Source organism: Faecalibacterium sp. Marseille-Q4137 (assembly GCF_017377535.1).
Taxonomy (GTDB): domain Bacteria; phylum Bacillota; class Clostridia; order Oscillospirales; family Ruminococcaceae; genus Faecalibacterium; species Faecalibacterium duncaniae.
Map to the genome: position 1 here is coordinate 125271 of NZ_JAFREK010000001.1, position 25007 is coordinate 150277.

Genomic DNA, 25007 nt, shown 5'->3' on the forward strand with positions numbered 1-25007 from the left:
ATATTACATGGTGCGTTATCCTTTGCGCTGTTCTACACAAATTCGATTGGCCGAAAGATCCAGCAGTGCCCGGACAAGCTCTGTGATGCGGGCGGCGACCCGGACATCTCCCCCACCATCACAGACAACAGCCACACCGCAGACGGCAGGCAGATAGGTCGTCTCTTCCAGGGCGGAGCCATCCTCCAGCAGAACATGGGTCTCCTGGTTCTGCATCTGGCCGGACTGCGTATCCACAGCATAGATCGTTTCTTCCCCACTTTCCAGTGTCACCATCACAACGGTTTTTCCTGCCCCATCGAGCTGTTCGATCAGCTCTTTCAGCTGCGTTTCCAATTGCTCCCGGTAGACAGTTTCTGAAACAGCAGCAGAACTGCCCGCACTTGCTGCGGGTTTTGCGGGGGTCGAGAATAATTCTGAGAATAAGATCAGCAGCATTGCCGCCACACCCAGAATGATTGCGAGCTGGGTGCGGCTTTGCTTCTGGAGCAAACCGGCAAAGAGGCTCTGTTCCCTGCTCTTCATCTGGAAAGGTTCCCCTCCTTTGCTTCCTGTCCGCTGCTGCGGGCATCCAGTTCAGCCCGAATGGCATCTTCCAGCGTGCCCATGGATGCGGGCGAAAGATCCGGCACAGAAAAGGACTGAACTTCTGTCCGGAGCTGAGGGATGACCTGTAAAAGCACCACTAAAATATATAGTCCAGCCACGGCTTTTATGCACCATCGGGCCCAGCTGTTTCCTGTGAGCCGGGCCAGCAGCTCTGCGCAGATACAGGCAGTGCAAAAGATCACGGCTGCGCTTTTCAATGTCTGCATCAAACGCCTCCCAGCATAAAAAGAAGTGCGGTTCCTGTTACGGCCAGCCCGAAAAAGAGTGCGATACAGGCCATCATACACCGGACAGCGGAAGCAAAACAGGTAAGCAGTGCCTGTCCACGGTTGTTTCCGGTCAGGCTGCACAGCGTCCCGCAGAGAACGATACATCCCAGATGTGCAAGCATCCCGAGATACAGTGGCAGAAACTCAGCCAATAAAATCAGGATAGCGGCCATTCCAAGGCCGCTTTTGAGCAATTGGATGCCTGCCAGAACAGCCTCGGAAGCATCGCTCAAACTCTGCCCCACAATGGGAATGGTGCCGGTGAGAAACTGTCCTGTGCGAAGCGCCGTTCGGTCGAGCTGTGCGGCAGAGATGCGCTGGAATCCCAGCAGTGCAGCCAGCAGCTTTCCAGTAAGGGAAAGTCCCTTTTGCAGCAGTGTCCCTGCCGCTTTGCACAGGTTCCCCAGGCAGCTCTGTTCCGTGATACAGCAAGCCATGCTCAATGCAAGGTAGCATTCCAGAATGGGCGGTACAAAGGCCGTCAGGGCCTGTGCCAGCAGACAAAGCAATGTCAGAAAAAAGCCGCTTGCGGCGGCCCCGGCACTTGTCTCACCGCCCATGATCAGAACACCGGCATAGACAGGAAGAAAACCGGAGAGAAAGCGGTTCCAGCTTTCAATCTGCGCACACAGCTGCCGGGCAATTTCAAGCAATGGCTCCCACAGAAGGATCCCGCACCCACCGGCGCAGACAAGGTCACACCAGCTGTGATCACCTTCCTCCCCAAGAAACAGACTGACTATGGCAGACAGGAGCAGAAACAACAGCAGTGCGGCATAACCGCGGATGCTTTCCCGCAGTGTCTGGAACAGCGACGAAGTGCAAAAACTTTGCAGAACGCTCCACGGGTCTTCTGCTACCTGCAAAGCATCCACAGGACTTTGGTCGAGATAAGGCTGCCAGAGCTCTGCTCCCGGCAGCTGTGTGTGCAAACCGGCACTCTCTGCCGCAAAAGCTGTCGGGGCGCACAGGCAGAAGCTCGTCCCCACCAGCAGAAAAGCCCACCACTTCCAGTTCTTCATCTTGCAATGCTCCCAATCGTCTGCAGGATCTCTTCCAGCAAGGGCCACGCCGCCGCCAGTACAAGACACCGACCTGCCAGCCCAACACACCACCCTAAAGATTCTGCCCCGGCTTCCTCACACAGGGTGCGGGTATAATCTGTCAGCAGAACGATAGCCGCACTCCGTACAAGGCAGGAAAAAGCCCCGCTGTCAGCTTGTCCAGCCAGGCGTGCTATGCCGGAAAGTACTGTCCGGATGCTTGTCCCGGCCCGCACCAGCAGCACCAGCGCTGCCCCAAGGGAGAGCAGGAGTGCATAGGCGGGGGCCTGCTTTTCCAGAACCGCATAGAGCAGTGCCGCGAGCAGCACAATGCCGAACACAGCCACGGTTGCACTCATAGTGCAAACAGCGACTTGATGGTAACGAACAGCACACTGATCTGTTTGACCAGGATGGACAGCACGACCACCAGACCTGCCAATGTCGTCATCATTGCCTGATCCTCCCGCCCGGAGCGGATCAGCAGTTGGTTCAGCACGGCAACAATGATGCCAATGGCCGCAATTTTGAAGATAAGGTCAATCTCCATCCGCGTCCTCTCCTTTTGAGCTGATTCATCCCAGCAGAATGGCAGCTGCAAGCCCGGCGGCCAGGCCCAGCTTGTGCGAAAGCATCGACTGCGTTCGGGCCGCAGCTTCACCTTCCTGCAAGGCTGCCTGAAACTGTGCCTGATACAATTCAAGCCGTCTGCACTCCTGCTCCGCTTCCAACCGTCCCAGGCCTGAAAAACATTCTGAGAAGCGGGTGCGTTCTTCTAAGGTCAGGGAGGGAAAGGGCTCCAGCGTTTGTAACGAAACCGTTTCTGGTGGAAGCTGCCCATCCTGTATCAGCTTCCGGCAGAGAAGATTCAGGTCACTGCGGCGGAAGCTGATTTCCTGATGCAGCGTTTCCAGCAGATCCAGCGTTTTGTGCAGGGCTTCCAGATGCGCCTGCGCCTGCTGATGAAAGCTGTCGCCTGCGCACCAGCCGCAGACGACAAAACAGCAGACACTCAACCAGCGCAGAGGGCTCATAGAAACCGCACCTCCCCGATGCAGCCGGGTGCTTGTCTGCCGGTCAGCCAGACGAGCACCCGCACCGCGCCGCGCTCCATCAGATATTTCACCTGTGGGCGCATGGTCGCCTCTTCAGGTGTGGCAGCATGAAGGGTGGCGATAAAATCCACCCCGCTGAACAGGCCCTGCTCCAGCGCTGTGACCTCATCCAGACCTCCCAGCTCATCCAGCAGGATCACCTGTGGCGAAAGGCTGCGCAATACCATCTGCACTGCTTGTCCCTTGGGGAGCCCGGCAAGAACATCCAGCGCCTCGCCGGGCGCATTCCCGGCAAAGAGCTCCCGCCGTTCATCAATGACCGAAAGGATCTTCTGCTGCCGGACGAGCTCCCGGGCAATACTGCGCAGCAGTGTGGTCTTGCCGCTGCCCGGCTCTCCAACAAGAAGCATCCCGATGAAATGCCCCCGCAATGCTGCGGTCAGTTCCTGTGGAAGCGGAACGGTCTTTTCCCGGGCAATGCGCAGGTTGACAGAGGTGAGCTCCTGCAGAACCGTGCCCTGTTCCGGGTTTTGCAAAAAACGCCCGCCAAGCCCTGCCCGACATCCATTTTCCAGTGTGACATAGCCCTGTGCGATCTCTGTCTGATGGGTATGGACTGAACCGCCGCAGAGGGTGAACAGGATCTCTTCCATCTGCAACGGGGTCAGCTGCATCGTTTGCAGTGCGTTCAGTTCAGGTGCCAGCTGTGTCGGTGTGCAGCTGCACCCCTGCACCGTAAACTGTGGAGCACAGCCCAGCCGGAGCCGCAGCTCATGTACAGTCTCTGCGTCTTCTGATGGGAGCTGCCCCAGCGGCCTTGCCAGCCATTGGGGCAAAGCCTGCACCACCTGATAATACTCGTCCATCTTCTGTTCTCCTTCCGTGTCCTTTGCCATCAGTTTATGCACCGGCCCGGAGGTTAGAACCCACAGGACACAGAAAAGCCCGCACAGCATCCAAACTGTACGGGCTTTATAGAACAGGTTTTCTGATTATTGCTGGGACTTATCCTCTGCGATCATAGCAAGGAACTCTGCTTCGGTCAGCACAGGCACACCCAGTGCCTGTGCCTTGGTCAGCTTGGAACCTGCAGCGGCACCAGCCACCACATACGCTGTTTTTTTGGAAACAGAACCGCTTGCTTTTCCGCCATTCTTTACGATAAGTGCCTCGGCTTCGCTGCGGGAGAGTGTTTCCAGTGTTCCGGTCACGACCAACGTTTTCCCGGCGAGCTTATCGCCCTTGGGCTCTCCCTTCCACTGCATGTTCACACCGGCATCGGCCAGGCGGTGCACCAGATCGGTAGTGCCATCCTTGGCAAAGAATTCAGTCACGCTCTGGGCCATCACGCCGCCAAAGCCATCAATCTCGCCGATCTGCTCCTCGGTTGCTTCCCGGATGGCCTGCAGAGAGCAAAAATGCTCTGCCAGCAATGCGGCGGCTTTATCGCCGATGTTGCGAATTCCAAACGCAAACACCAGCTTATCCAGATTGTTCTGCTTGGAAGCTTCGATCGCCTGCAGAAGATTGTTTGCGCTCTTTTCCTTGAACTTTTCCAGTGTGAGCAGCTGCTCTATTGTCAAGTCATAGAGATCTGCCGCAGAGTGTACCAGCCCTTTATCCACCAGCTGCGTGGCGACCATGGTGCCCAGACCGTCGATGTCCATGGCATCCCGGGATGCAAAGTGGATGATATTGCGGAGTGCCTGTGCAGGGCATTCCGGGTTGACACAGCGCAATGCGGCTTCATCTTCCAGGTGCACTGCCGGGGCACCGCAGGAAGGGCAAAATTCCGGCATCTGGTAAGGCTGAGCGTCCGGTTCGTGGCGGGTCACACCGATGACCTCCGGAATGATATCACCCGCCTTGCGCACCTGAATGGTATCTCCGATACACAGACCCAGTTGACGGATAAAATCTTCATTGTGAAGGGTGGCACGGGAAACCGTGGTACCTGCCAGAAACACCGGGTCAAAGCAGGCAGTGGGAGTCAGAACGCCGGTGCGTCCCACGCCGACTTCAATACTGCGCAATGTGGTCTCCTTGACCTCGGGCGGATACTTGAACGCAATGGCCCAGCGCGGGAATTTGTTGGTGGAGCCCAGCAGTTCCCGCTGTGCAAAGTTGTTCACCTTGATCACGGCACCGTCCATATCAAAATCCAGTGCGGCACGGTTCTGGCCGATCTGCTCGATCTCTGCAATGGCATCCTCGATATCGTGCACGATATGATAACGCGGAGAGACTGGCAGGCCCAGACTCTTGAGGTAATCGAGGCTTTCGGCATGGCTGGTCAGTTCCCTGCCCCGCACCTGCTGGACGTTGAATACGAAGATGGACAACCCCCGGCTGCCGGTAATCTTAGAATCCTTCTGACGCAGAGACCCTGCGGCAGCATTGCGCGGATTTTTGAACGGTGCCGCACCCTGTAATTCCTGTTCCGCACAAAGGTGCTGGAAGGCATCGTGCGGCATGTAGACCTCGCCGCGCACTTCCAGATATTCCGGGGCATTTTTCAAAGTCTTTGGAATACGCTTGATGGCCTTGACATTGGCTGTCACATCTTCACCCACCACGCCGTCACCGCGGGTGGAAGCACGCACTAGCACACCGTTTTCATATTCCAGGCTGCAGGAAAGGCCGTCGATCTTGATCTCGACGACATATTCCGGCTCGATTCCGGCTTCCCGTACCCGGCGGTCAAAATCACGCAGTTCGTCGTAGGAAAACGCATCCAGCAGGCTTTCCATCTTTACAGCATGCGTCACCTTGGCAAAGCGCCCGCTGGGTGTGCCGCCCACTTTCTGGGTCGGAGAATTCGCAGTGACCAGCTGCGGGAATTCTGCCTCCAGTGCTTTCAGTTCCCGGGTCAAAGCGTCATATTCAAAATCCTCCAGCTCCGGGGCATCCTGATCATAGTATAAACGGTTGTTCCTTTCAATGATCACGCGCAGCTCTTCCGCGCGTTTGCGTGCCTGTTCCAGTTCCACGTTCGTTTACTCTCCTTTTCCCAATACCAATACTGTAATTATACCATATTTCAAAAACAAAATACAGCAAAAAGTGCTGCCGGTGGCTCGGGAGTGAACGTGTCGAATCCTAACAAGACAGTCACTTTATTTTGCCCAGGTGGGTTCCTCCGTGCCATCATAATCGAACAGGCCATCATTTTTCTCTTCCATGGCCTTGATCATGTGGTAGGTGTACTCGTTATACGGCGTGGGGATACCAAGCTCCTTTCCCATCCGCATCAGTGCTCCCGAGAACATATCGATCTCTGTATGCCGTCCGGCATCCAGATCCTGCAGAGTGGAATAACGGGCCGTGGCAGGAACAGCGCATCCGTGGCTGACGGCATCTGCAATGCGCAGATCAATGCCCCGTACAGTTGCAATGGCTTCCAGTTCCCGGCGCAGGCCATCGCTGATGGCTTTCATGTGGACGCTGTCACGGTAGCAGCCCACACCGGCTCCCAGAATCGCCTGCGGCAGATTGTTGCAGACGTTCAGCCGGAACTTGCTCCACATCTCTTCCTGAATGTGCTCCGTGACCCGGAAGTTGACCCAGGAATCCGTGAACAGTTCCCGCACTGCCTCGACACGTTCACTCTCAAACGGTGCAAATCGCTCGCCATAGATCACGCCAAGTGTTGCATCCGGGTCAAAATGGTAACCATCCGCTTCCTTGTGAGATGTAACCTTAATGAAGGAATACAGCAGATGCTCTGCACCTACCTGTGCGGCGATCAGCTCTTCGCTGTCCACACCGTTCATCAGACTCATCACAACGGTATTGCTGCCGACAGCGGTCTTGATGCTTTCCAGAGCTCCGGGCAGTGAGCCATATTTCAGTGCAACGACCAACAGGTCTACACCCTGCGCTTCCTGCGGGGTCCAGACCTCCGGGCGGTAAACTGCTCCATTGATGGCGCAGCCGCTTTCTTTTAGCCGCCGGGCACGGTCGCCTTCCGCTATCACACCCAGACGGATATTATCCTTTTTAGAAAGCCCCCAGATGATGTAAGAGCCCACCGCTCCAGCGCCCAAAATGGCAACAGATTGTATTTTCATGTTAGATTCTCCCTCTTTGATTTGTCCGATTCTATTGTAGCACGAATTCGATTTACTGGAAAGAGAAATGAAAATGCGAAGCCACTTTTGCACATAGATTTTACAGCAATTAGATTGCAGCGGATGCTGATGTGCCGCGGGGCAGCGGATATGCTGGGCGCAACCTTCAATTGACCGCAAACGGTGCCAAAGTGCTTTAAAGCGGGACACAAAAGCCCCCGGAGAACGTTTCACGGCTCTCCGGGGGCTGATTTTACGCATTATAAAACGTAGATACGTCTGTTATTCTCAAATAGAAATGGTGTTGCACACGTCAATAAGCACGGGGTCAAGCGTCTTAGTCATCTCAAGCGCCTCATCCACGGGGTAATCCACAAGGTGCTCACCCTTCATACCAACGATGCGGTTGTACTTACCCTGCTCCAGCAGGCAGACAGCGTGATAGCCCATTGCGGAAGCATTCACGCGGTCACGCAGAGTGGGAGAGCCACCGCGCTGGACATGGCCCAGAATGGTGGCGCGGGTATCGATGCCGGTACGGGCCTGGATCTCGTTGGCAATCTCCTGAGAGTGGCCAATGCCCTCGGCAACGATGACAATGAAGTGGCGCTTACCGGTGCGCTGCGTCTCGGTAATCTTATCCAGAATATCGTGCTGCATATCGAATTCCTTCTCCGGCAGCAGCACAGCCATGGCACCGGAGGCAATGGCGACGTTCAGAGCGATGTAACCCGCATTGCGGCCCATGACCTCGACCACGCTGCAGCGGTCATGGCTCTGGGTGGTATCGCGCAGCTTGTCGATCATTTCCAGGGCGGTGTTCATTGCAGTATCGTAGCCGATGGTGTAATCGGTGCAGGCGATATCATTATCGATGGTGCCGGGCAGACCGATCATCGGAATGCCGCGGTGTGCCAGCTCACGGGCGCCACGGTAGGAGCCGTCGCCGCCGATGACCACCAGTGCGTCAATGCCCAGCTCACGGCACTTTGCAGCGCCCTTGTCCTGACCCTCCTTGGTCTTGAACTCCAGGCAGCGGGCCGTATACAGGATGGTGCCACCGGCAGAGATGATATTGGAAACGCTGCGCAGGTTCATTTCAAAGCACTCGCCATCCAGCAGGCCATTGTAGCCGCGCTGAATGCCGATCATACGGAAGCCCTTATGCAGGCCTGCACGGACAACGGCGCGAACTGCAGCATTCATGCCGGGAGCGTCGCCGCCGCTGGTCAGCACACCAATCGTTTTGATTTGCTTTTCCATGGAAAGATTCCCTCCAATTGTTTCGTCATTTACCTATGGAGCACTTACCCTCTCTCTTTGGGCACCGGCTCCATCGCCTTGCTCAGATCAAAACTTGCCTTTAGACATTATAACACAGTTCCCGCTTGAATCCAATACCTTTTTGGCACTTCGTTAAAAGTTTATTAAAATTCACAACCGTGCGTCTTGGTGTCGTTTTTGGCACACCTGCACCAAGTTCGAATCGTTCCTGCGCATGTCATTTTGTTGCAACATTCTTTTCGCCCACGATGCGCTGCAGTTCCTCAAAGAAAAGCGGATGACCTGACGTATACAGCCTGCGGGGAGCCGCCAGCTTCTGTTTTGTGTCCTCCAGATAGAAGATCACCGGCATATCACCGTCAAAAATCTCCAGCAAATTGACCACCTTGGCGTACTCCGGGCTGGTGCGGGAGGGCAGCCGGACGTAGAGCCGCCGGGCTGCATCCCGCATCTGATTGGGGCGGTTGGCCTGCGGTCTGGCGGGGTTGTAGCCTTCAATGGGCGAAATGCTTTCGGCAACCAGGCGGGCAGGTTCATCCTCTCGGATAGACAGGCGGCCCTCAATGACCACGACCGCGTTATCGTGCAGCACGTCCCGGAATGTTTCCAGTGTACGCGGGAACACGATGACCTCCATGGTGCCGGTCAGATCCTCTACGCTGGTATAGGCCATCATGCTGTTGGTCTTTGTCGTCACCATTTTGCTTTTGACAATGGTGCAGACGATGCGGACATGGCTATTGTCCGGCACATTGGCATCCTCACCGGTCAGAGCTTTGATGGTGTGGGTAGCAAACTGAGCCGACTGCTCCCGGTAGGCATCCAGCGGATGTCCGGAAAGGTACAGGCCGCTGACCTCTTTCTCCTGTTGGAGCAGCTCGGCATGGGTATACTCAGGGCAGGGCTTGATCTCATAGCTGTCGGCGGCAGACGTATTGTCCATGCCGCTCATCATCGAGAAGAGATCGATCTGACCATCCAGATTCTTCCGGCTGTCACTCTCGATGCTCTTGAGCACACCCTCAGTTGCTTCGACCAGACTGCGGCGGTTGGAGCCGAGATTATCAAAGGCACCGGCCTTGATGAGGCTTTCCACAGTGCGGCGGTTCAGCTCGGTGCCATGCATCCGTTTGCAGAAATCGTACAGGCTGGTATAAGGCTTTTCCTGCCGCTCCTCTACGGAGCGCTCGATCAGCCGGGTGCCGACATTTTTTACGGCGTTCAGGCCAAACCGGATCCGGCCACTGTCCTCTGCAGTAAAGCCGCTGCCCGAGATATTGATATCCGGCGGCAGGACCTTGATCCCCAGCCGGGCGCACTCGCCGGAATACTCGATGACCTTGCCGGTGTTGTCCAGAACACTGGTCAGCAGAGCAGCCATAAACTCGCTGGGGTAATGGCACTTAAGGTAGGCTGTCTGGAACGCCACATAGGCATAGCAGGCGGCATGGCTCTTGTTGAAGGCGTAGGATGCAAAGCTGGACATCTCATCGTAAATTTCGTTTGCAACCTTTTCCGAGATGCCGTTTGCCACACAGCCCGGGCACTCGTTGCCGGGGTCTGTGCAGCCGTGGACAAAATGTTCCCGCTCTGCCTCCATCACAGCGTGTTTCTTCTTGCTCATGGCACGGCGGACATTATCTGCCTGCCCGAACGAAAAGCCCGCCAGCTCCCGGAAGATCTGCATGACCTGTTCCTGATAGACGATGCAGCCATTGGTCACATCCAGAATGTGGGCCAGCTGCGGGGTCTTATAGCTGATTTTGTCCGGTTCATGGCGGTTGCGCAGGTAGGTCGGGATGGAATCCATCGGGCCGGGGCGGTACAGACTGATCAGAGCGATGACATCTTCCAAATTCTGCGGCTGCAGGCCCACCAGCACCTGCTTCATACCTGAGGATTCAAGCTGGAACACGCCTTCGGTCTCACCCCGGGAGAGCAATTTGTAGGTCTCGGGGTCGTCATAATCCAGTTTGGCGATGGAGAAATCCGGTTCTTTTTTCTGGATGGCCAGCTCCGCATCCCGGATGACCGTCAGGGTGCGCAGACCGAGGAAGTCCATCTTCAGCAGACCCAGCTCCTCGATCTCCGTCATGTTGAACTGGGTCACGGGCAGGCCATCGTTGGTGGCAAGGGGCAGATAATAATCCGTTGGTTCCGGGGTAATGACAACGCCTGCCGCATGGGTGGAAGCGTGGCGGGGCATTCCCTCCACCTTCATGGCAGTGTCGAGCAGTTCCGTCACCTTCGGGTCCGTTTCATACATCCGCCTGAGCTCTGGCGAGACCTCCAACGCATGTTTGATGGTCATTTTGAGCTCCGCCGGGACCTGCTTTGCCACTACATCCACTTCCTGATACGGCATTCCCATCACACGGCCCACATCGCGGATCGCATTGCGGGCAGCCATGGTGCCAAAGGTAACGATCTGAGCTACATGGTCAGCGCCATACTTGCGGTTGACGTAGTCGATTACTTCCTGGCGGCGCTCGTAGCAGAAGTCCACGTCGAAATCGGGCATACTGACACGTTCCGGGTTCAGGAAGCGCTCAAAGATCAGGTTATAGCGGATGGGGTCAATGTCAGTGATGCCCACGCTGTATGCTGCGATACTGCCCGCACCGGAGCCACGGCCCGGGCCCACCGGGATCCCCTGGCTCTTGGCATAGTTGACGTAATCCCAGACGATGAGGTAATAGTTGGTATAGCCCATCGTCTTGATGACACTGATCTCGTAGTTCAGGCGGTCTTTGTTGGCCTGCGGCACATTGGAACCGTAGCGGCGCTCCAGACCCTCCCAGCAGAGCTTTTCAAAGAACGCCTGGTTGTCCATGCCGCCGGGGGCCTTATAATACGGAATTTTGGTGTTACCAAACTCAAAATCAAAATTGCACTGGTCGGCAATGATCTGTGTGTTGGCACAGGCATCCGGCACCATGGCAAACAGATCGTACATCTCATCCGTTGTTTTAACGTAGAATTCGTCAGTCTGGAACTCCATACGGTCGGCATCCTGCATGGTTTTTCCGGTTTGGATGCAGAGCAGGATCGCCTGCATCTTGGCATCCTCCTTGCGCAGGTAGTGGGAATCGTTGGTGGCTGCCATGGGGATGCCGGTCTCCCGTGCCAGCTTGATGAGCTGGGGCAGCACAATGTTATCCTCTTCCAGCCCGTGATCCTGCAATTCAATGTAGTAATTGCCCTCACCAAAGAGGTCGCGATACCACAAGGCAGATGCCTTAGCGCGCTCGTAATCGCCGGACAGGATCGCCTGCGGGATCTCACCCGCCAGGCAGGCAGACAGGCAGATGAGGCCTTCGTGGTATTGCTCCAGCAGCTGCTTATCCACACGCGGCTTGGAGTAGAAGCCCTCGATAAAGGCGGCAGAAACCAGCTTGGCAAGGTTTTTATAGCCCGTCTCGTTCTTGCACAGCAGGATCAGATGATTGTTGCCATCGATCTTGTTCACCTTATCAAAGCGGGTGCGGGTGGCCACATAGACCTCACAGCCGATGATGGGCTTGATGCCCGCCTTTTTGGCCGCCTTGTAGAACTGCACACAGCCGTACATCACACCGTGGTCGGTGCAGGCAATGGCAGTCTGGCCGCACTCCTTCACCCGATCCATCAGCTGGTCAATGCGGCAGGCACCATCCAGCAGACTGTATTCTGTATGGATATGGAGGTGGACGAAGTCTCTTCCCTGCTTGTTGCCCTCACTGGGTTCGATCATTTCGTTTCCTCCTTTTCTACGTTTTCTTCCAATCTTCTGCGCAGATCTTCTGCCAGCGCTTCCAGCTTCTTCATCCGGTGCGAAAGCCCCGATTTGCTCACGGGCGGGTCAAAGCAGGCACACAGAGCTGTCAGGGACAAGTCCGGATTTTCCATTCGAATGGCCGCAGCCTGCTGCAAGACCTCGGGCAGTGTTTCCAGCGCACCCTGCTCCTGCAAAAAACGGATTGCACGGGTGGTCTGGGCATTGGCCCGGGCCGTTTTGCCCAGATTTGCGGTATCGCAGTTGGTCTGACGGTTGATCTGGTTGCGCAGCTGCTTGACTGCCTTCTGGGCATTCATCCGGGCTGAAGCTTCTGCCGCTCCCATAAACGCAAGGATGCGCTCCACGCTGGCGCTGCTTTTGACGTAAATCAGGTTTACGCCGTTGCGGCGGGTACGGTGGGGCGCAAATTCATGCTCAGCAAGCAGGGCCTCAAAATCCTTTGCAAGGTTGGTGCGTCCGGTCAGAAATTCCAGATTATACTCCTTCTGTGGGTCCGTCACAGTGCCGCCGCACAGAAACGCCGTGCTGATATAGGCACTCACGCAGGTCTGGCACCGGATGAGCCCCGGGTCGATCTGCAAGCTCGTCTCGCTGCCCGTGGTGCCGAACAGCTCGTGCATCCGGCGCACCTGCTCCGACTCTCGGATGCCGAACTCATATACCACACCGCTGGGGCGGGGCTTTTCCAGCACCGTACCCTGCACGCCGCAGCGGGCAAACAGCTGTTCGGCCACACGGGCGGTCAATTCCTGCTCAGTCTGCAGCACAAGGCCCCGTGCATCAAAATCTTTGGCAAAGCAGGCGATGCCATAGGCTGCCGCCCGCACACAGCAATCCTTTTGCAGCTGTAAACTGCGCTGTGCGATCTCTTCCCGTGCCTGGGATGCAAAACTCATGTCACTCTCATTTCTGTTCTCACGGGCTCTGCCGGGTCAGCGCGCCGCATCACGGTGCTGAATGCCGGTCTGATAGCCCAGTTGTTTGCAATATTCCGCGATCTTCCGCGCAAAGGTAATAGAGCGGTGCTTGCCGCCCGTGCAGCCCACTGCAATGGTCAGCTGGCTTTTTCCCTCCTTGACATAGAGGGGCAGCGCATACTCCAGAAAACCTTCGTACCGGCGCAGCAGTTCCTTTGCCTCCGGGTGGCCCATGACAAAATCTACCACTTCCTCATCCAGCCCCGTTTTATGTTTGAGCTCCGGGATATAGAAAGGGTTGGGCAGACAGCGGACATCCAGCACCAGGTTCGCATCCTCTGGGATGCCGAACTTGAAGCCGAAGGACATCACGGTGAGCCGCATTGCTGCCTTTGCCCCGCCATCTGGCGCAAACAAATTACAAATGCGTTCCTTATTCTGGGCCGTGGAGAGAAACTCCGTGTTGATGGTATAGTCTGCCCGTTCCCGGAAGGGCTGCAGGATCTGTCGTTCCTTTGCCAGCGCCTCCCGGGTGGAGATTCCCTCGGCAATGCTGATGGGATGGCGGCGGCGGGTCTCACTGTAACGGCGCATCAGCACATCGTCCGGAGCATCAATGAATAAGATCTCGTACTCGACGCCCTGCTCATCCAGCTGGTGCAGCGCCTGTTCGATCTGCTCGCTGGTGTGGCAGCCGCGCACATCCATGGAGAGCGCTACCCGCTTGAGCTGGTTATCGCCTGCCTTGGAGAACGCCGTGATGCTGGGCAGAAGCTCTGCCGGAACATTGTCGATACAAAAAAAGCCGATATCCTCCAGTGCGTTCATCGCAACCGATTTTCCCGCACCGGAAAGCCCGCTGACGATCAGAAGATCCATACCATTTTCCCTCTTATGCCTTGACCACTCGAATTTCCTTTTCCAGGTCGTACCCGGTCTTTTCCTTTACGACTGCCCGCACCTCATCGCACAGGGCCAGCACATCAGCGCAGGTCGCGCCGCCCAGATTCACCACAAACCCGCAGTGCTTCTCGCTGACGGCAGCACCGCCGTGGCGATAGCCCCGCAGGCCGCACTGGTCGATGAGGGCAGCCGCAAACGCTCCCACCGGCCGCTTGAAGGTGCTGCCGGCGCTGGGCTTATCCAGCGGCTGCTTATCGATGCGCTTCTGCATCAGCTCATCCATCCGGGCCTTGATGGCTGCCGAATCTCCATGCTTCAGGTGGAACTTTGCGCTCAGGATGCAGCCGCCGTTTTCCTCAAAGATGCTGTGCCGGTAGGAGAGGTCGAGGTTTGCGGCATCTTCTGTCACGATCTCACCTTCTCTGGTCAGATACGTCACAGAGACCAGCACATCCTTCATCTCTCCGCCGTAGGCACCGGCATTCATATAAACTGCACCACCCACTGTGCCGGGGATGCCATAAGCAAATTCCAGGCCAGTCAGGCTGCTGTCCAGCGCCGCCTTACACAGAGCAGAAAGCTTCAAGCCCGCACCTGCGATGACTGCATCGTAGACCGCCCCCGGCTCTGCACCCGGATGGCTGACGTTTTCCAGAAAACCGATTCCCATTTTCAGAGCCGTGGTATCCACGACCACGCCCCGGTAGCCCGCATCCTCAAACAGGATGTTGCTGCCGTTGCCCAGCAGGTAATATTTCACATCGCACGCTTTGCACAGTGCGATCACACGGCAGAGCTGTTCCTCCGTCTCCGGCTGGACAAAAACATCCGCCGGGCCGCCGATTTTAAAGGTGCAGTGGGCAGCAAGGGATTCGTTTTCGATAAAGCGGATCTCCTCCGCTTGCAGCAGTTGTTTCAATCGTTCCATAAAACAGGATTCCTTTATCTGTAATCTTCATTCAACGGTGCCGTCCAGACCCAGACGGATCAGCAGCTCCTTGGCGGCATTATAACCCATCCGCTTCTGGCGGTTGTTGATGGCGGCGGTTTCCAGCACAACAGCCAGATTGCGTCCCGGGGAGACCGGGATGCTGGTGCTGGGGATGTTCACGCCCAAAATCTCGTAATATTCGCTCTCCAGTCCGGTGCGCTGATAGTTCTTGGTGGGGTCCCATGCTTCCAGCTGGACCACAAGGTCCAGGCTCTCGCTCTCCTTGACCGCACCCACGCCGAACACACGGGCCACATTGACGATGCCGATGCCGCGCAGCTCGATAAAATGGCGGATGTTCTCCGGGGCCGTGCCCATGATCTGGCGGTTGGAGACCTTGCGCAGCTCCACCGCGTCGTCCGCCACCAGACGGTGGCCGCGCTTGACCAGCTCAATGGCCAGCTCACTCTTGCCGATGCCGCTGTCGCCCAGGATCAGGATCCCTTCACCATACACCTCCACCAGCACGCCGTGGCGGGTGATGCGGGGTGCCAGCTCCAGATTCAGCACGCTGATCAGACTGCCCATCAGGGTGCAGGTCATCTCGTTGGAGCGCTCGTTGGAGCGGAGCAGGGCCACCCCGTGCTTCTGAGCCAGTTCCAGCATCTCGGGAAATGGTTCCAGTTCCTCACTGCGGCAGACGATGACAGCCGGGGGCTGCTGGCTGAACAGCTGGTCCAGCCGCTCGTACCGCTTCTCGGCAGAAAGACCAGAAAGGAAGTTCATTTCGGCCAGACCCAGGATCTGCAGCCGGAGTTTATCAAAGTAATCATAGTATCCGGCAAGGAACAGGCCCGGGCGGTTGACCTCCGCAATCTCGACATTGATCTCTTCCAGCCCTTTCGGGGTGTAGACCACATCCAGACTGACCTTTTCCGTCAGCTTCTTCAGCGAAACATTGAAATTCGCCATCGTTCTTCCTCCTGCACAAATGTTTCCTCTCCCTGCCCGGCAGCACACCGGCTGCGGGGCACGCTTTTTCTTTCCCTTATTATAAACGAGATGGTTTCGGATTACAATGATTCTGCCGGAAAATCTTCATTCCGGAGCCTGCATCCCGTTGCATCCTCCCTCATATCTATTTATAATAGAGATGGTACATCCCCGCACCGGGAAACAGTCATTCACTTTACACGCATTTTACATTCTCTGGATTTCCGATTTTACATTCAAGCTCTATACTCATAAACAGGAGAACATTCCGTCAAATAAACGTGTCAAACAAAGCGAGGAACTTCAAATGACTGTTTTTAATGTATTTTCCCTGCTGGGCGGCCTGGCCTTGTTCCTGTTCGGTATGGACATCATGGGCAAGGCGCTGGAAAAGCAGGCCGGCGGCCAGCTGCAAAAGATCCTGAGCAAACTGACTGACAACCCGCTCAAGGGCTTTTTCCTGGGTCTGTGCGTCACTGCCGTGATCCAGAGTTCCAGCGCCACCACCGTTATGGTGGTCGGCTTTGTCAACAGCGGCATCATGGAGCTGCATCAGGCCATCGGCGTTATCATGGGCAGCAATGTGGGCACCACGGTCACCAGCTGGATCCTGAGCCTTTCCGGCCTGCAGGGCGACAGCTTCCTGATCAATATGCTCAAGCCCACCTCCTTCAGCCCGGTGCTGGCCTTTATCGGCATTCTTCTGTACATGGGCAAAAGCGAAAAGCGCAGGGGTGTCGGCACCATCCTCATCGGCTTTGCCGTGCTGATGACCGGTATGACCGCCATGTCCAATGCTGTGCTGCCCCTGCAGAATGAGGCATGGTTCACCAACCTGTTCATCCGCTTCTCCAATCCTCTGCTGGGCGTTCTGGTGGGTGCCGTTGTCACCGGCATCATCCAGAGCTCCAGCGCCAGCGTTGGTATTCTGCAGGCACTGAGCGCCACCGGTGTCATCACCTACGGCAGTGCCATCCCCATCATCATGGGCCAGAACATCGGCACCTGCGTCACCGCGTTGATCTCCTCTGTGGGTGCCAATAAAAATGCCCGCCGCGCCGCCATGGTGCACCTGTACTTCAACATCATCGGTGTCACCCTGTTTCTGGCTGTTTTCTATGGTGCAAATCTGTTGCTTGACTTTGCCTTTGTCACTGAAACGGTCACTGCCTGGGGCATTGCCGTGGTCCACTCCATCTTCAACCTGACGGCCACCGCTGTTCTGCTGCCCTTTGCAAATGGGCTGGAAAAGCTGGCCATCCTCACCATTCCGGACGATGCCGAAAAAGAGAGCTTTGCTCTGCTGGATGAGCGCCTGCTGAACACTCCCGCCGTGGCTGTGGAACGTGCCCGTGCCGCCACTGCAGACATGGCCGAGCTGGCCCGTGTGGGCGTGGTGCAGGCCATGAGCCTGACCCACAAGTGGGACGATTCCCTTGCCCAGAAGGTGCGGGAGGAAGAGGAAAAGGTGGACAAATATGAGGATGCACTGGGCACCTATCTCGTCAAGCTGTCCAGCCGTGAAATGAGCCACGCCGACAGCCAGAGTGTGAACACTCTGCTCCACACCATCAGCGATTTTGAGCGCATCAGCGATCACTCTGTAAATGTTCTGAGCTCCGCCGAAGAGATCCACGCCAAGAGTATTGCGTTTTCCAAGGATGCACAGGAGGAGCTGCAGGTGCTGGAGGGGGCCGTGCAGGATGTGCTGAGCCGCACCACCGACGCATTCCGCAAAGGCGATCTGCACATGGCCGGCAAGGTCGAGCCGCTGGAGACCGTTGTGGATGAACTGGTGCGTGCCATCAAGGCCCGCCATGTGGCCCGCCTGCAGACCGGCAGCTGTTCCATTGAGTATGGTTTTGTTCTGGAAGATCTTCTGACCAACTACGAGCGTGTCTGCGACCACTGCAGCAATGTGGCTGTTGCCCAGATCGAGGTGGCACAGGACAGCTTTGATACCCACGCTTATCTGAACGACCTGCGCTACGGCAACGAGACCAAGGAAAGCGAACAGTTCCAGCGCCGTCTGGATCGTTACCGTGAGCGTTATCTCTTCCCTGACAGCGACACTGCACCCGCAGACGCAAAGGAGGAACCCAACAAATGATCTACATTGTAGAAGACGATGCCGCCATCCGCGAGCTGGAGCAATATGCACTGCAATCCAGCGGATACGAGGTACAGAGCTTTGAAACCTCTGAGCCTTTCTGGCAGGCCATGCGCACCGCAGAGCCTGAGCTGGTCATTCTGGATGTGATGCTGCCCGGTGAGGACGGTTTCTCCATTCTGAAAAAGCTCCGCAATACCCCTGCTCTGCGCCGACTGCCCATCATCATGGTTACAGCAAAATCCAGCGAGCTGGATACCGTGCGCGGGCTGGACTGCGGTGCAGATGATTACATCACCAAGCCCTTTGGCATCATGGAATTTCTGAGCCGGGTGCGGGCCGCCCTGCGCCGCTCTGCCCCCGAGGAAAAGCAGAACGTTTATGCCTTCCATGAGATCCTGCTGGACAATGCCCGCCACAGCGTGACTGTAAATGGCACCCATGTTGACCTGACTTACAAGGAATACAGCCTGCTGCGCCTGCTGCTGGAGAACACGAACCTTGTCGTGACCCGCGAGACCATTCTGCAGGTGGTATGGGGCACCGATATTTCTGTTGAAAGCCGCACCGTGGATATGCACATCCGCACCCTGCGCAAAAAGCTGGGGGATGCGGGCAGATATATCTGCACCGTGCGCAAGGTCGGCTACAAGCTGGCCGACAATGAGGAGGGCGAGGAAGAATGAAACCGCAGAGCATGGAAGAAAAAATCAGTTACCGGCTGTTTTTCATGGGCTTCGTCGGTCTGGTCTGCACCGCCGTGCTCTGTCTCTTCGTCTTTCACAAAGCGTTCCGGGAACAGGCGTGGACCTCGCTGGAGCATCAGGCCGATCTGGTTTCCGCCGGATACGAGCAGCTTTCCTCTCCGGATCAGCTCTCCGTGTTCGTCAACGGAGACCTGCGCATTACCCTGATCGCAGCAGATGGCAGTGTGGTGTTTGAATCCGCCACTGACCAGCAGATGGAAAATCACCTGTCCCGCCCGGAGATCCAGCAGGCCATGCGAGAGGGTGTAGGCCGTAACTGCCGCGATTCCCAGACCATGGGGTACGAGACCTACTATTACGCCATGCTGCTGCCCGGCGGCGATATCCTGCGTGTGGCCCAGGATTCTGAGACCATCTGGTCGATCTACGACGCGGCCCTGCCCGCCATCATCCTGAGCTGCATCCTGATGATGGGTGCCGCAGCGCTGATTGCCGGGCTGCTGACCCGCAGTCTTGTCCAGCCCATTCTGAAAATGACGGATGACCTTGAGCACATTCAGGAAAACGTTCCCTACCGGGAACTCATCCCCTTTGCCGAGAGCATCCACTCTGACCGGCTGTTGCGGGAGAACAACGAGAAAATGCGGCAGGATTTCACAGCCAACGTCAGCCACGAGCTGAAAACGCCACTGACCAGTATTTCCGGCTATGCGGAGCTCATTGAGACCGGCATTGCCAAACCTGCCGATGTGCCCGAATTTGGCCGGAAGATCCATGTAGAAGCCAGCCGGATGATCCAGCTGGTGAACGATATCCTGCAGCTGTCGCACCTGGACAGCGTCAGCGAGACCCATGCACAGCCCGACATGGAAGCGGTCGATCTGCTGGACGTGGCCAAGGATTGTGTGGAACGTCAGAAACTGAACGCGCAGCGCTCCTTCATCTCCCTGACCTATCTGGGCGAGAGTGCCAGAGTGCTTGGCAACCGGGATCAGCTGGATGAGCTGTGCCAGAACCTGTGCGACAACGCCATCCGCTACAATCGACCCGGCGGCAAGGTCCAGCTCATCACCTCCTGCACCCGGGACGGCCATTGTACCCTGACCGTCAAGGATAACGGCATCGGCATTCCGAAAGACGCGCAGTCCAGCGTGTTCGAACGCTTCTACCGGGTGGATAAGAGCCGGAGCAAGGCCACCGGCGGCACCGGTCTGGGGCTGGCTATTGTCAAACACATTGCCCGCATCCACAACGCCCGCATCAAGCTGGAAAGCGAAGTGAACGTTGGCACCACCATCACCGTCGTTTTTGAGACCGCCCACTAAAACTGCAAAAAGCTCACGTCTGCCTGCACCTGCGGGCAGGCGTTTTTTGTAGTCAGCGCTTCTCGCCCTGTTCCCTGCTTCAACGCCCGAACTGCTCCCAGAGAGAGCAGATCATACCCGTTTTCCCAGCAGCGCTGAACGGTCTGCACGCAGAGCTGCTCCAGCGCCGCACACTGTGCTGCTGTGGGCAGAGCTGTGCCCGCCCTGCGCTGGCCGGTCAGGGTCACGGCAAAGCCATCTTCTACAGCTTCCACCGATACTACACAGCGCCGGAACGTCACCTGCCCGCTACCCAGCGGAAAAGTGTGTTCTCCGCTCTGACCCAGCAGCAATTGTGCCATCTGGCTCTCTGCCGGGGTGAGCCGGGTGTTTCCTGTTTCGGTGAGCAGAAGCATTATCTCCGCGTTTTCAATGGCACCGTCCGTCAGGATGAGTACCGGGGCCAAAAGAGCGTTCCGGCTCTCGTATAGGTGCGGAGCCTGCGGTGCGGCTTCTTTCACGACCTGCAAAAGCTGTTCCGGGAACAGTTCGTTTTCTCCGTCTGCTGCGGCCAGTTCTTCTCCGGAAAGATCCATGCAGAGGACCCGGGCAGATAAGCCCTGCACCGGCTCCTCTTTCAACACGGTCTCCGCCTGTCGAATGGTTTTTAAAGTTGTTTCGGCATTCAAAAGCAGATACTCGCACAGCCGGTAGCTTGCTTTACGGGGCAGGCCACGCTCGGCTTCCGTCAGAGCCGTTTGCAGGGTGTTTCCCTGTCCCGTGCAGAGCTGCACCTGTGCGGCGGCATCAGAAGCATCGGCGGCGGCTTCCGGAAACTGGTAGAGCAGACCCACTGTCCAACTCTGTGCCACCACTGTGGGAGGAGTCAGGAGCAGGGCACGCACCATGCTTTTTTCGGTGTTCTCTGCCCGCAAAAATACCCCGCACCAGAGCACCAACACCCCTGCCGCCAGCCACCGGAGGGCACGCTGTTGGCCCGTCATGCGTTTTCCTCCGCAGGTGTAGCCCTGCCCCACAGCCGCCCGGCCAATTGACGCACCACCTGCACCAGCATGCAGAACCGGAACATTGCCGCTGCCAACCAGACCAGCAGCACAAGGGCATCAAACCGGGAGATGCTGCCCAGCCTGCCCGCCCGCAAAAGCTCGATGCCGGGCAGGGCATTCCCCGCCCCAAACACCAATTCCGTGCAGAGCGCAAAGCTGCCAGCCAGTATAAAAGCTTTCACCGGAAGCCAGACAGCGCACCGCACCTGCTTTGCCGGGCAGAACAGCGGTAGGGCGAAGTATTCCGGATACAGAGGCAGGATAATCGTTTGAGCATCAGCTTGCATCATCAGACTTTCCCAGTGGAACTGGCCATTTAGTCCCAGCAGGCCGAGCAGGCCCGCCAGCGCCGCCGCCCAGCACAGGATCGGCGCACAGCGGACCAGTACCGAAGGTTCCAGCTTCCATCCTGCCCAGAGCAGCAGCGGGAGAAGCCCCAGCATGGCCATGGAAGAAAAATTCTCCCAGCAAAGCTCCTGCGCCTGACGGAAGGTCTCCACAGCCTCCCAGACAAACCAGAGTCCCAGCCCTCCGCAGACCACCCGGGAACGCAAGTCTGCACCCGAAAAACAACTGTCTGCACGCAGCTCTGCCCCGGCTGTCAGGGCGGTGATCAGAACCAGCGCCAGTGTCATGGGCAGGCCGCGCAGCAGAAAACTGCGGGCTGTTACAGGCGCACCCGTCTGTAACACACACCGAGCGAACTCTGCAGTGAGCACACTCAGGGTCAGTGTTTTTTCAGAGAAACAGGATTGTTCCAACTTCAACCACCTCGTTTTTGCCAAATGGTAAAGGGCCGCCAGGAAAGTTTTGGGTAGCTGCGCCGGGTCACACCGTCCGGCGAGAGCGGCACCTCTGGGAAGATGACATCCCGCAGGTAGGGCACACCCAGCGCCGAGACCCGGGTCAGCCCAAATAACACGCCCAGTGCGCAGGCGGCAAGTCCCACCGGGCCAGCCACCCCTGCTGCCAGCAGCACCACCAGCCGCAGAACGGTTGCCACCTCATATAGCGAGGGCGTGACAAACACCGCAATGGACGCGGCAGCGGCGGTCAGGATGACCGGTGTGCTCATCAGTCCGGCGGCAATGGCGGCATCCCCGATGATGAGGGCCGCGATCAGGCTGACAGAGTGCCCCAGGGTCTGGGGCATCCGCAGGCCAGCCTCCCGGATGATCTCCAACATCAGGATCACCAGCAGCATTTCTCCGAACAACGGCAGCGGCGTAGCCTGCTCGGCGGCCTCGATTTTGAACAGCAGCTGGGGCGGCAGGAGTTCTGGCAGGTAGACCGCCCAGCAGACGAACACGCCCGGCAGGAAAATGCTCAGGTAGAACGAGATATATTTCAGCACCCGCAGAAAGGATGCAAAATAGGCCGTTCCTGCATAGTCATCCAGGCATTCAAAGTTTTCGCAGAACAGGGTGGGCAGGATCAGCGCTGAGGGGCTGCCATTGACCAGAATGACGAATTTCCCCTCCCGCAGCTTTGCCGCTGCCACAATAGGCCGTTCGGTATAGCGCACAGGAGCAAATGTGCGGATCTTACAGGGAAAGAGCCATGGCACAAAGTAGCTGGAATCCAAAAGCAGCTGCGGCCTGGCCCGCTGCAAAGTCTGCCGCACCTTTTGCACTGCTTTTGGGTCTGCCGTATCCCGGCAGTAACAGAGAGCATACTCCGTTTTCATCTCACAATCGGCTTGACCGATCTCAATGACCAGAGCATCATTGCGGAAGCACCGCCGCAGCAGGCTGATATTCACCCGGAGCAGATCCGCAAAGCCTTCCCGGGAGCCGCGGAGATTTCCCTCCCCTGCCGGTTCATCCACCGAGCGGGCGTTCAGGCTCTGCACCGAAAAGGCGATACCTTTTGCGCATCCGTCCAGCAAAAGCACTGCCATGCCCGCCGTCAGCCGCCGGATCAGGGCCTCCCAGTCCTCCACAGGGTCAGGCTCTGCGGGCAGTGCGGAGTGCTCAAACAGCAATGCAAACACCTGTTCCCCGGTCAGCTGTTCTGCCGGGCCGGGCGGTGTGCGGCGGCTGGCGGCATCCAGCAGCAGCTGCCACAGCCCTTTCAGGCTGGCCATTCCATCAAACAGAACGATGGCTCCTTTGCAGTGGTAAAGCTCAAGCTCCTTCGCATAAAAATCTGCCGATTGGCCAAACCTAGCGTTGAGCTCCGCAAGATTTGCCGCCAGATGGCTGGAAAGCTGTTCCATTTTGCCGCCCCCTTTCTGGTAGCTTGTCCGCCGGGGCGGCGGTTATACGCTGGGAGGTGTTCCGGTTTGAAACTCTTGATCTTCCGTACCATCCTGATCTATCTCTGCGTCCTGTTTGCCATGCGGCTGATGGGAAAACGTCAGCTGGGGGAACTGCAGCCTGAGGAATTGGTATCCACCATCCTCATCTCCAATCTGGCTTCCATCTCCATTGAATCTGAAGAAGTACCGGTCACAGCCAGCCTGATCCCCCTCTTTCTCATTGCAGCGCTGGAGCTGCTGGGATCGATCCTCAGCTTCAGGAGCCAGCGCTTTTTCAACCTGATGTCCGGGCGGCCCAAAACCGTCATCCTGAATGGTGAGATCGATCAGAACGCTCTGCGCACCCTGCGGCTGACTGCCGCCGATCTGATGGAGGCGCTGCGCGGCAAAGATGTGTTCGACCCCCGGGATGTCTCCTATGCGGTCGTGGAGACCAACGGCAGTCTCTCGGTGGCTCTGCGTCCGGAAAAGGAGCCGGCCACCCTCGCCGACCTTGGGGCAAGGGTACAGCGGGCACAGGCCACCATCCCCTTTGTGCTGGATGGTCAGGTGCTTGCCGAAAACCTGACCACCTGCGGCAAGGATGCTGCCTGGCTGGAACGCACCGCACAGGCCAACAGCCTGCTTCTGGAAGAGATCCTGATCCTGGCGGGCAACGATACCGAGGATTATTTTCTGCTGAAAAAGGAGCCTCGTCAAACGGCGGGGCTCCGGCAAGGGGGTGCGGCATGAAACGTATTTATGTCTGCATTGGCATCGTAGTCCTGCTGCTGGCGGCAGCCTTTTACAGCAGCTTCCGGGTACAGCAATTCGCCGAGGATATCTCCGATGACATCGACACCGCTATGGAGGATATCCGGAACAGCGATCTGACCGGTGCGCGGCAAGCACTGGCCGAAGGAGCCGAGCTCTGCGACACCATGCGGGAGGGCATGAACCACCTGCTCCGCACGCAGGACTTCACGGAGCTGGAAGCCGCCCTGCGCGCCGCCGATGGCCACCTGGAACTGAATGCACCCGAGGAAGCCTTCGGGGAACTGCGCCGGGCGCAGGTTCAGGTAGAGACCCTGGCCTGGCTCTCCCATCGTATTCTTTGAGGGTATTTGTACTGAGCTGAACAGTTGAGGTGAGCACAACAAAAAGCCAGGCTTTCTCGTGAAGTTCACGAAAAAGTCTGGCTTTTAACGCTGGAACCTTAGTTTTTCTCTTTCCGGTCGCCCATCAGTTTTTTCAGCTCCGTGAAAAAGCTCTCGACATCGGCAAACTGCTGGTAGACCGAAGCAAAGCGAACATAGGCCACTTCATCGATCTTTTTCAGTTCCTGCATGGTCAGCTCACCAATGCGTACACTGGACACCTCGCGGTCATAGGAGCTCATCAGGCTTTGCTCAATGCTGCTGACAGCCCGTTCCAGTGCATCGTAGCTCACCGGGCGCTTGGCGCAGGCCCGCAGCATTGCATTGAGCAGCTTCTGACGATCAAAAGGCTCACGGGAGTTATCCTTTTTGATGACGATCAGCGGGACGGTCTCCACCACTTCATAGGTCGTAAACCGCATGCGGCAGCGCAGACACTCGCGGCGGCGGCGGATCCGCTCACCGTCTTCGGTCGGGCGGGAATCGATGACCTTGGATTCCTCATCGCCGCAATAGGGACATTTCATAAATCGTTCCTCCTGATGTTGGTTCTTGGCCTGTCGGGCAAAAC

24 protein-coding genes are annotated in these 25007 nt (G+C 57.2%); 5 read left to right on the forward strand and 19 right to left on the reverse strand.

The genetic code is table 11. The features are described from left to right. Positions 1–15 precede the first annotated feature (15 nt). From J3353_RS00655 to hprK, 15 genes are all read right to left on the reverse strand, one after another. Positions 16–525: a stage III sporulation protein AG gene (locus J3353_RS00655; RefSeq protein WP_156061135.1), complete on the reverse strand. Its 510-nt coding sequence runs from the start codon at positions 523–525 to the stop codon at positions 16–18. Further along, a complete protein-coding gene (locus J3353_RS00660; RefSeq protein WP_207683860.1) occupies positions 522–815 on the reverse strand; it encodes a hypothetical protein in 294 nt (97 codons plus the stop codon). Before J3353_RS00660 ends, J3353_RS00655 begins: the two co-directional genes overlap by 4 nt. Continuing rightward, positions 815–1900 (reverse strand): stage III sporulation protein AE, encoded by a 1086-nt coding sequence (locus J3353_RS00665; protein WP_207683861.1) that lies wholly within the window; start codon positions 1898–1900, stop codon positions 815–817. The genes J3353_RS00660 and J3353_RS00665 overlap by 1 nt, the downstream gene beginning before the upstream one ends. Continuing rightward, positions 1897–2280, reverse strand: coding sequence for a SpoIIIAC/SpoIIIAD family protein (locus J3353_RS00670; RefSeq protein ID WP_207683862.1), 384 nt, complete (start codon positions 2278–2280; stop codon positions 1897–1899). Before J3353_RS00670 ends, J3353_RS00665 begins: the two co-directional genes overlap by 4 nt. Further along, a complete protein-coding gene (gene spoIIIAC / locus J3353_RS00675; protein ID WP_005934292.1) occupies positions 2277–2471 on the reverse strand; it encodes a stage III sporulation protein AC in 195 nt (64 codons plus the stop codon). The genes J3353_RS00670 and spoIIIAC overlap by 4 nt, the downstream gene beginning before the upstream one ends. A gap of 25 nt (positions 2472–2496) precedes the next feature. Beyond that, the gene (locus J3353_RS00680; RefSeq protein ID WP_097771140.1) at positions 2497–2955 is read right to left on the reverse strand and encodes a hypothetical protein; all 459 of its coding nucleotides are present in this window, start codon (positions 2953–2955) and stop codon (positions 2497–2499) included. Then, entirely contained in the window at positions 2952–3872 is a 921-nt protein-coding gene (locus J3353_RS00685) for an ATPase, T2SS/T4P/T4SS family (RefSeq protein ID WP_242699244.1), read from the reverse strand. Before J3353_RS00685 ends, J3353_RS00680 begins: the two co-directional genes overlap by 4 nt. Positions 3873–3968: 96 nt before the next feature. Then, positions 3969–5966, reverse strand: a complete 1998-nt coding sequence (gene ligA / locus J3353_RS00690) for an NAD-dependent DNA ligase LigA (protein ID WP_207683864.1) — start codon at positions 5964–5966, stop codon at positions 3969–3971. A 126-nt stretch (positions 5967–6092) separates the two neighbouring features. Next, complete coding sequence (locus J3353_RS00695; RefSeq protein ID WP_207683865.1) at positions 6093–7046, reverse strand: ketopantoate reductase family protein; 954 nt, start codon at positions 7044–7046, stop codon at positions 6093–6095. A 288-nt stretch (positions 7047–7334) separates the two neighbouring features. Next, on the reverse strand, positions 7335–8309 hold the full coding sequence (gene pfkA, locus J3353_RS00700) for a 6-phosphofructokinase (RefSeq protein ID WP_097771144.1): 975 nt from the start codon (positions 8307–8309) through the stop codon (positions 7335–7337). A gap of 238 nt (positions 8310–8547) precedes the next feature. After that, entirely contained in the window at positions 8548–12063 is a 3516-nt protein-coding gene (locus J3353_RS00705; protein WP_207683866.1) for a DNA polymerase III subunit alpha, read from the reverse strand. Next, on the reverse strand, positions 12060–13004 hold the full coding sequence (gene whiA, locus J3353_RS00710) for a DNA-binding protein WhiA (RefSeq protein ID WP_207683867.1): 945 nt from the start codon (positions 13002–13004) through the stop codon (positions 12060–12062). Before whiA ends, J3353_RS00705 begins: the two co-directional genes overlap by 4 nt. Positions 13005–13040: 36 nt before the next feature. Further along, entirely contained in the window at positions 13041–13904 is an 864-nt protein-coding gene (gene rapZ / locus J3353_RS00715; RefSeq protein WP_207683868.1) for an RNase adapter RapZ, read from the reverse strand. Between the two features lie 13 nt (positions 13905–13917). Beyond that, a complete protein-coding gene (murB, locus tag J3353_RS00720) occupies positions 13918–14856 on the reverse strand; it encodes a UDP-N-acetylmuramate dehydrogenase (protein ID WP_207683869.1) in 939 nt (312 codons plus the stop codon). Between the two features lie 27 nt (positions 14857–14883). After that, a complete protein-coding gene (gene hprK, locus J3353_RS00725) occupies positions 14884–15831 on the reverse strand; it encodes an HPr(Ser) kinase/phosphatase (protein ID WP_207683870.1) in 948 nt (315 codons plus the stop codon). Between the two features lie 328 nt (positions 15832–16159). Here hprK and J3353_RS00730 point away from each other — a divergent pair, with 328 nt between their 5' ends. From J3353_RS00730 to J3353_RS00740, 3 genes are read left to right on the forward strand one after another with little or no spacing between them, the layout of a single operon-like run. After that, a complete protein-coding gene (locus J3353_RS00730; protein WP_156073848.1) occupies positions 16160–17962 on the forward strand; it encodes a Na/Pi cotransporter family protein in 1803 nt (600 codons plus the stop codon). Beyond that, entirely contained in the window at positions 17959–18648 is a 690-nt protein-coding gene (locus tag J3353_RS00735) for a response regulator transcription factor (RefSeq protein WP_156073850.1), read from the forward strand. Before J3353_RS00730 ends, J3353_RS00735 begins: the two co-directional genes overlap by 4 nt. Next, positions 18645–19994 carry a cell wall metabolism sensor histidine kinase WalK gene (locus J3353_RS00740; protein WP_117504126.1) on the forward strand — a complete coding sequence of 450 codons (1350 nt, stop codon included), beginning with the start codon at positions 18645–18647 and terminating at the stop codon, positions 19992–19994. The genes J3353_RS00735 and J3353_RS00740 overlap by 4 nt, the downstream gene beginning before the upstream one ends. On the opposite strand, the gene J3353_RS00745 is transcribed toward J3353_RS00740, so the two are convergent. Genes J3353_RS00745 through J3353_RS00755 form a run of 3 tightly spaced genes read right to left on the reverse strand, consistent with a single transcriptional unit; the run spans position 19991 to position 23258 of the window. Continuing rightward, positions 19991–20977, reverse strand: a complete 987-nt coding sequence (locus J3353_RS00745) for a hypothetical protein (RefSeq protein WP_207683871.1) — start codon at positions 20975–20977, stop codon at positions 19991–19993. The genes J3353_RS00740 and J3353_RS00745 overlap by 4 nt on opposite strands. Next, complete coding sequence (locus tag J3353_RS00750) at positions 20974–21801, reverse strand: hypothetical protein (RefSeq protein WP_156073856.1); 828 nt, start codon at positions 21799–21801, stop codon at positions 20974–20976. Before J3353_RS00750 ends, J3353_RS00745 begins: the two co-directional genes overlap by 4 nt. 2 nt (positions 21802–21803) lie before the next feature. Further along, positions 21804–23258 carry a spore germination protein gene (locus tag J3353_RS00755; RefSeq protein ID WP_207683872.1) on the reverse strand — a complete coding sequence of 485 codons (1455 nt, stop codon included), beginning with the start codon at positions 23256–23258 and terminating at the stop codon, positions 21804–21806. Positions 23259–23324: 66 nt separating this feature from the next. Here J3353_RS00755 and J3353_RS00760 point away from each other — a divergent pair, with 66 nt between their 5' ends. After that, positions 23325–24032, forward strand: coding sequence for a DUF421 domain-containing protein (locus J3353_RS00760; RefSeq protein ID WP_097771948.1), 708 nt, complete (start codon positions 23325–23327; stop codon positions 24030–24032). Further along, positions 24029–24397 (forward strand): DUF4363 family protein, encoded by a 369-nt coding sequence (locus J3353_RS00765; protein WP_005934332.1) that lies wholly within the window; start codon positions 24029–24031, stop codon positions 24395–24397. Before J3353_RS00760 ends, J3353_RS00765 begins: the two co-directional genes overlap by 4 nt. 98 nt (positions 24398–24495) lie before the next feature. Here the strand turns inward: J3353_RS00765 and nrdR are convergent, their stop codons facing one another. Next, entirely contained in the window at positions 24496–24963 is a 468-nt protein-coding gene (gene nrdR, locus J3353_RS00770) for a transcriptional regulator NrdR (RefSeq protein ID WP_005934334.1), read from the reverse strand. Between the last annotated feature and the right edge of the window lie 44 nt (positions 24964–25007).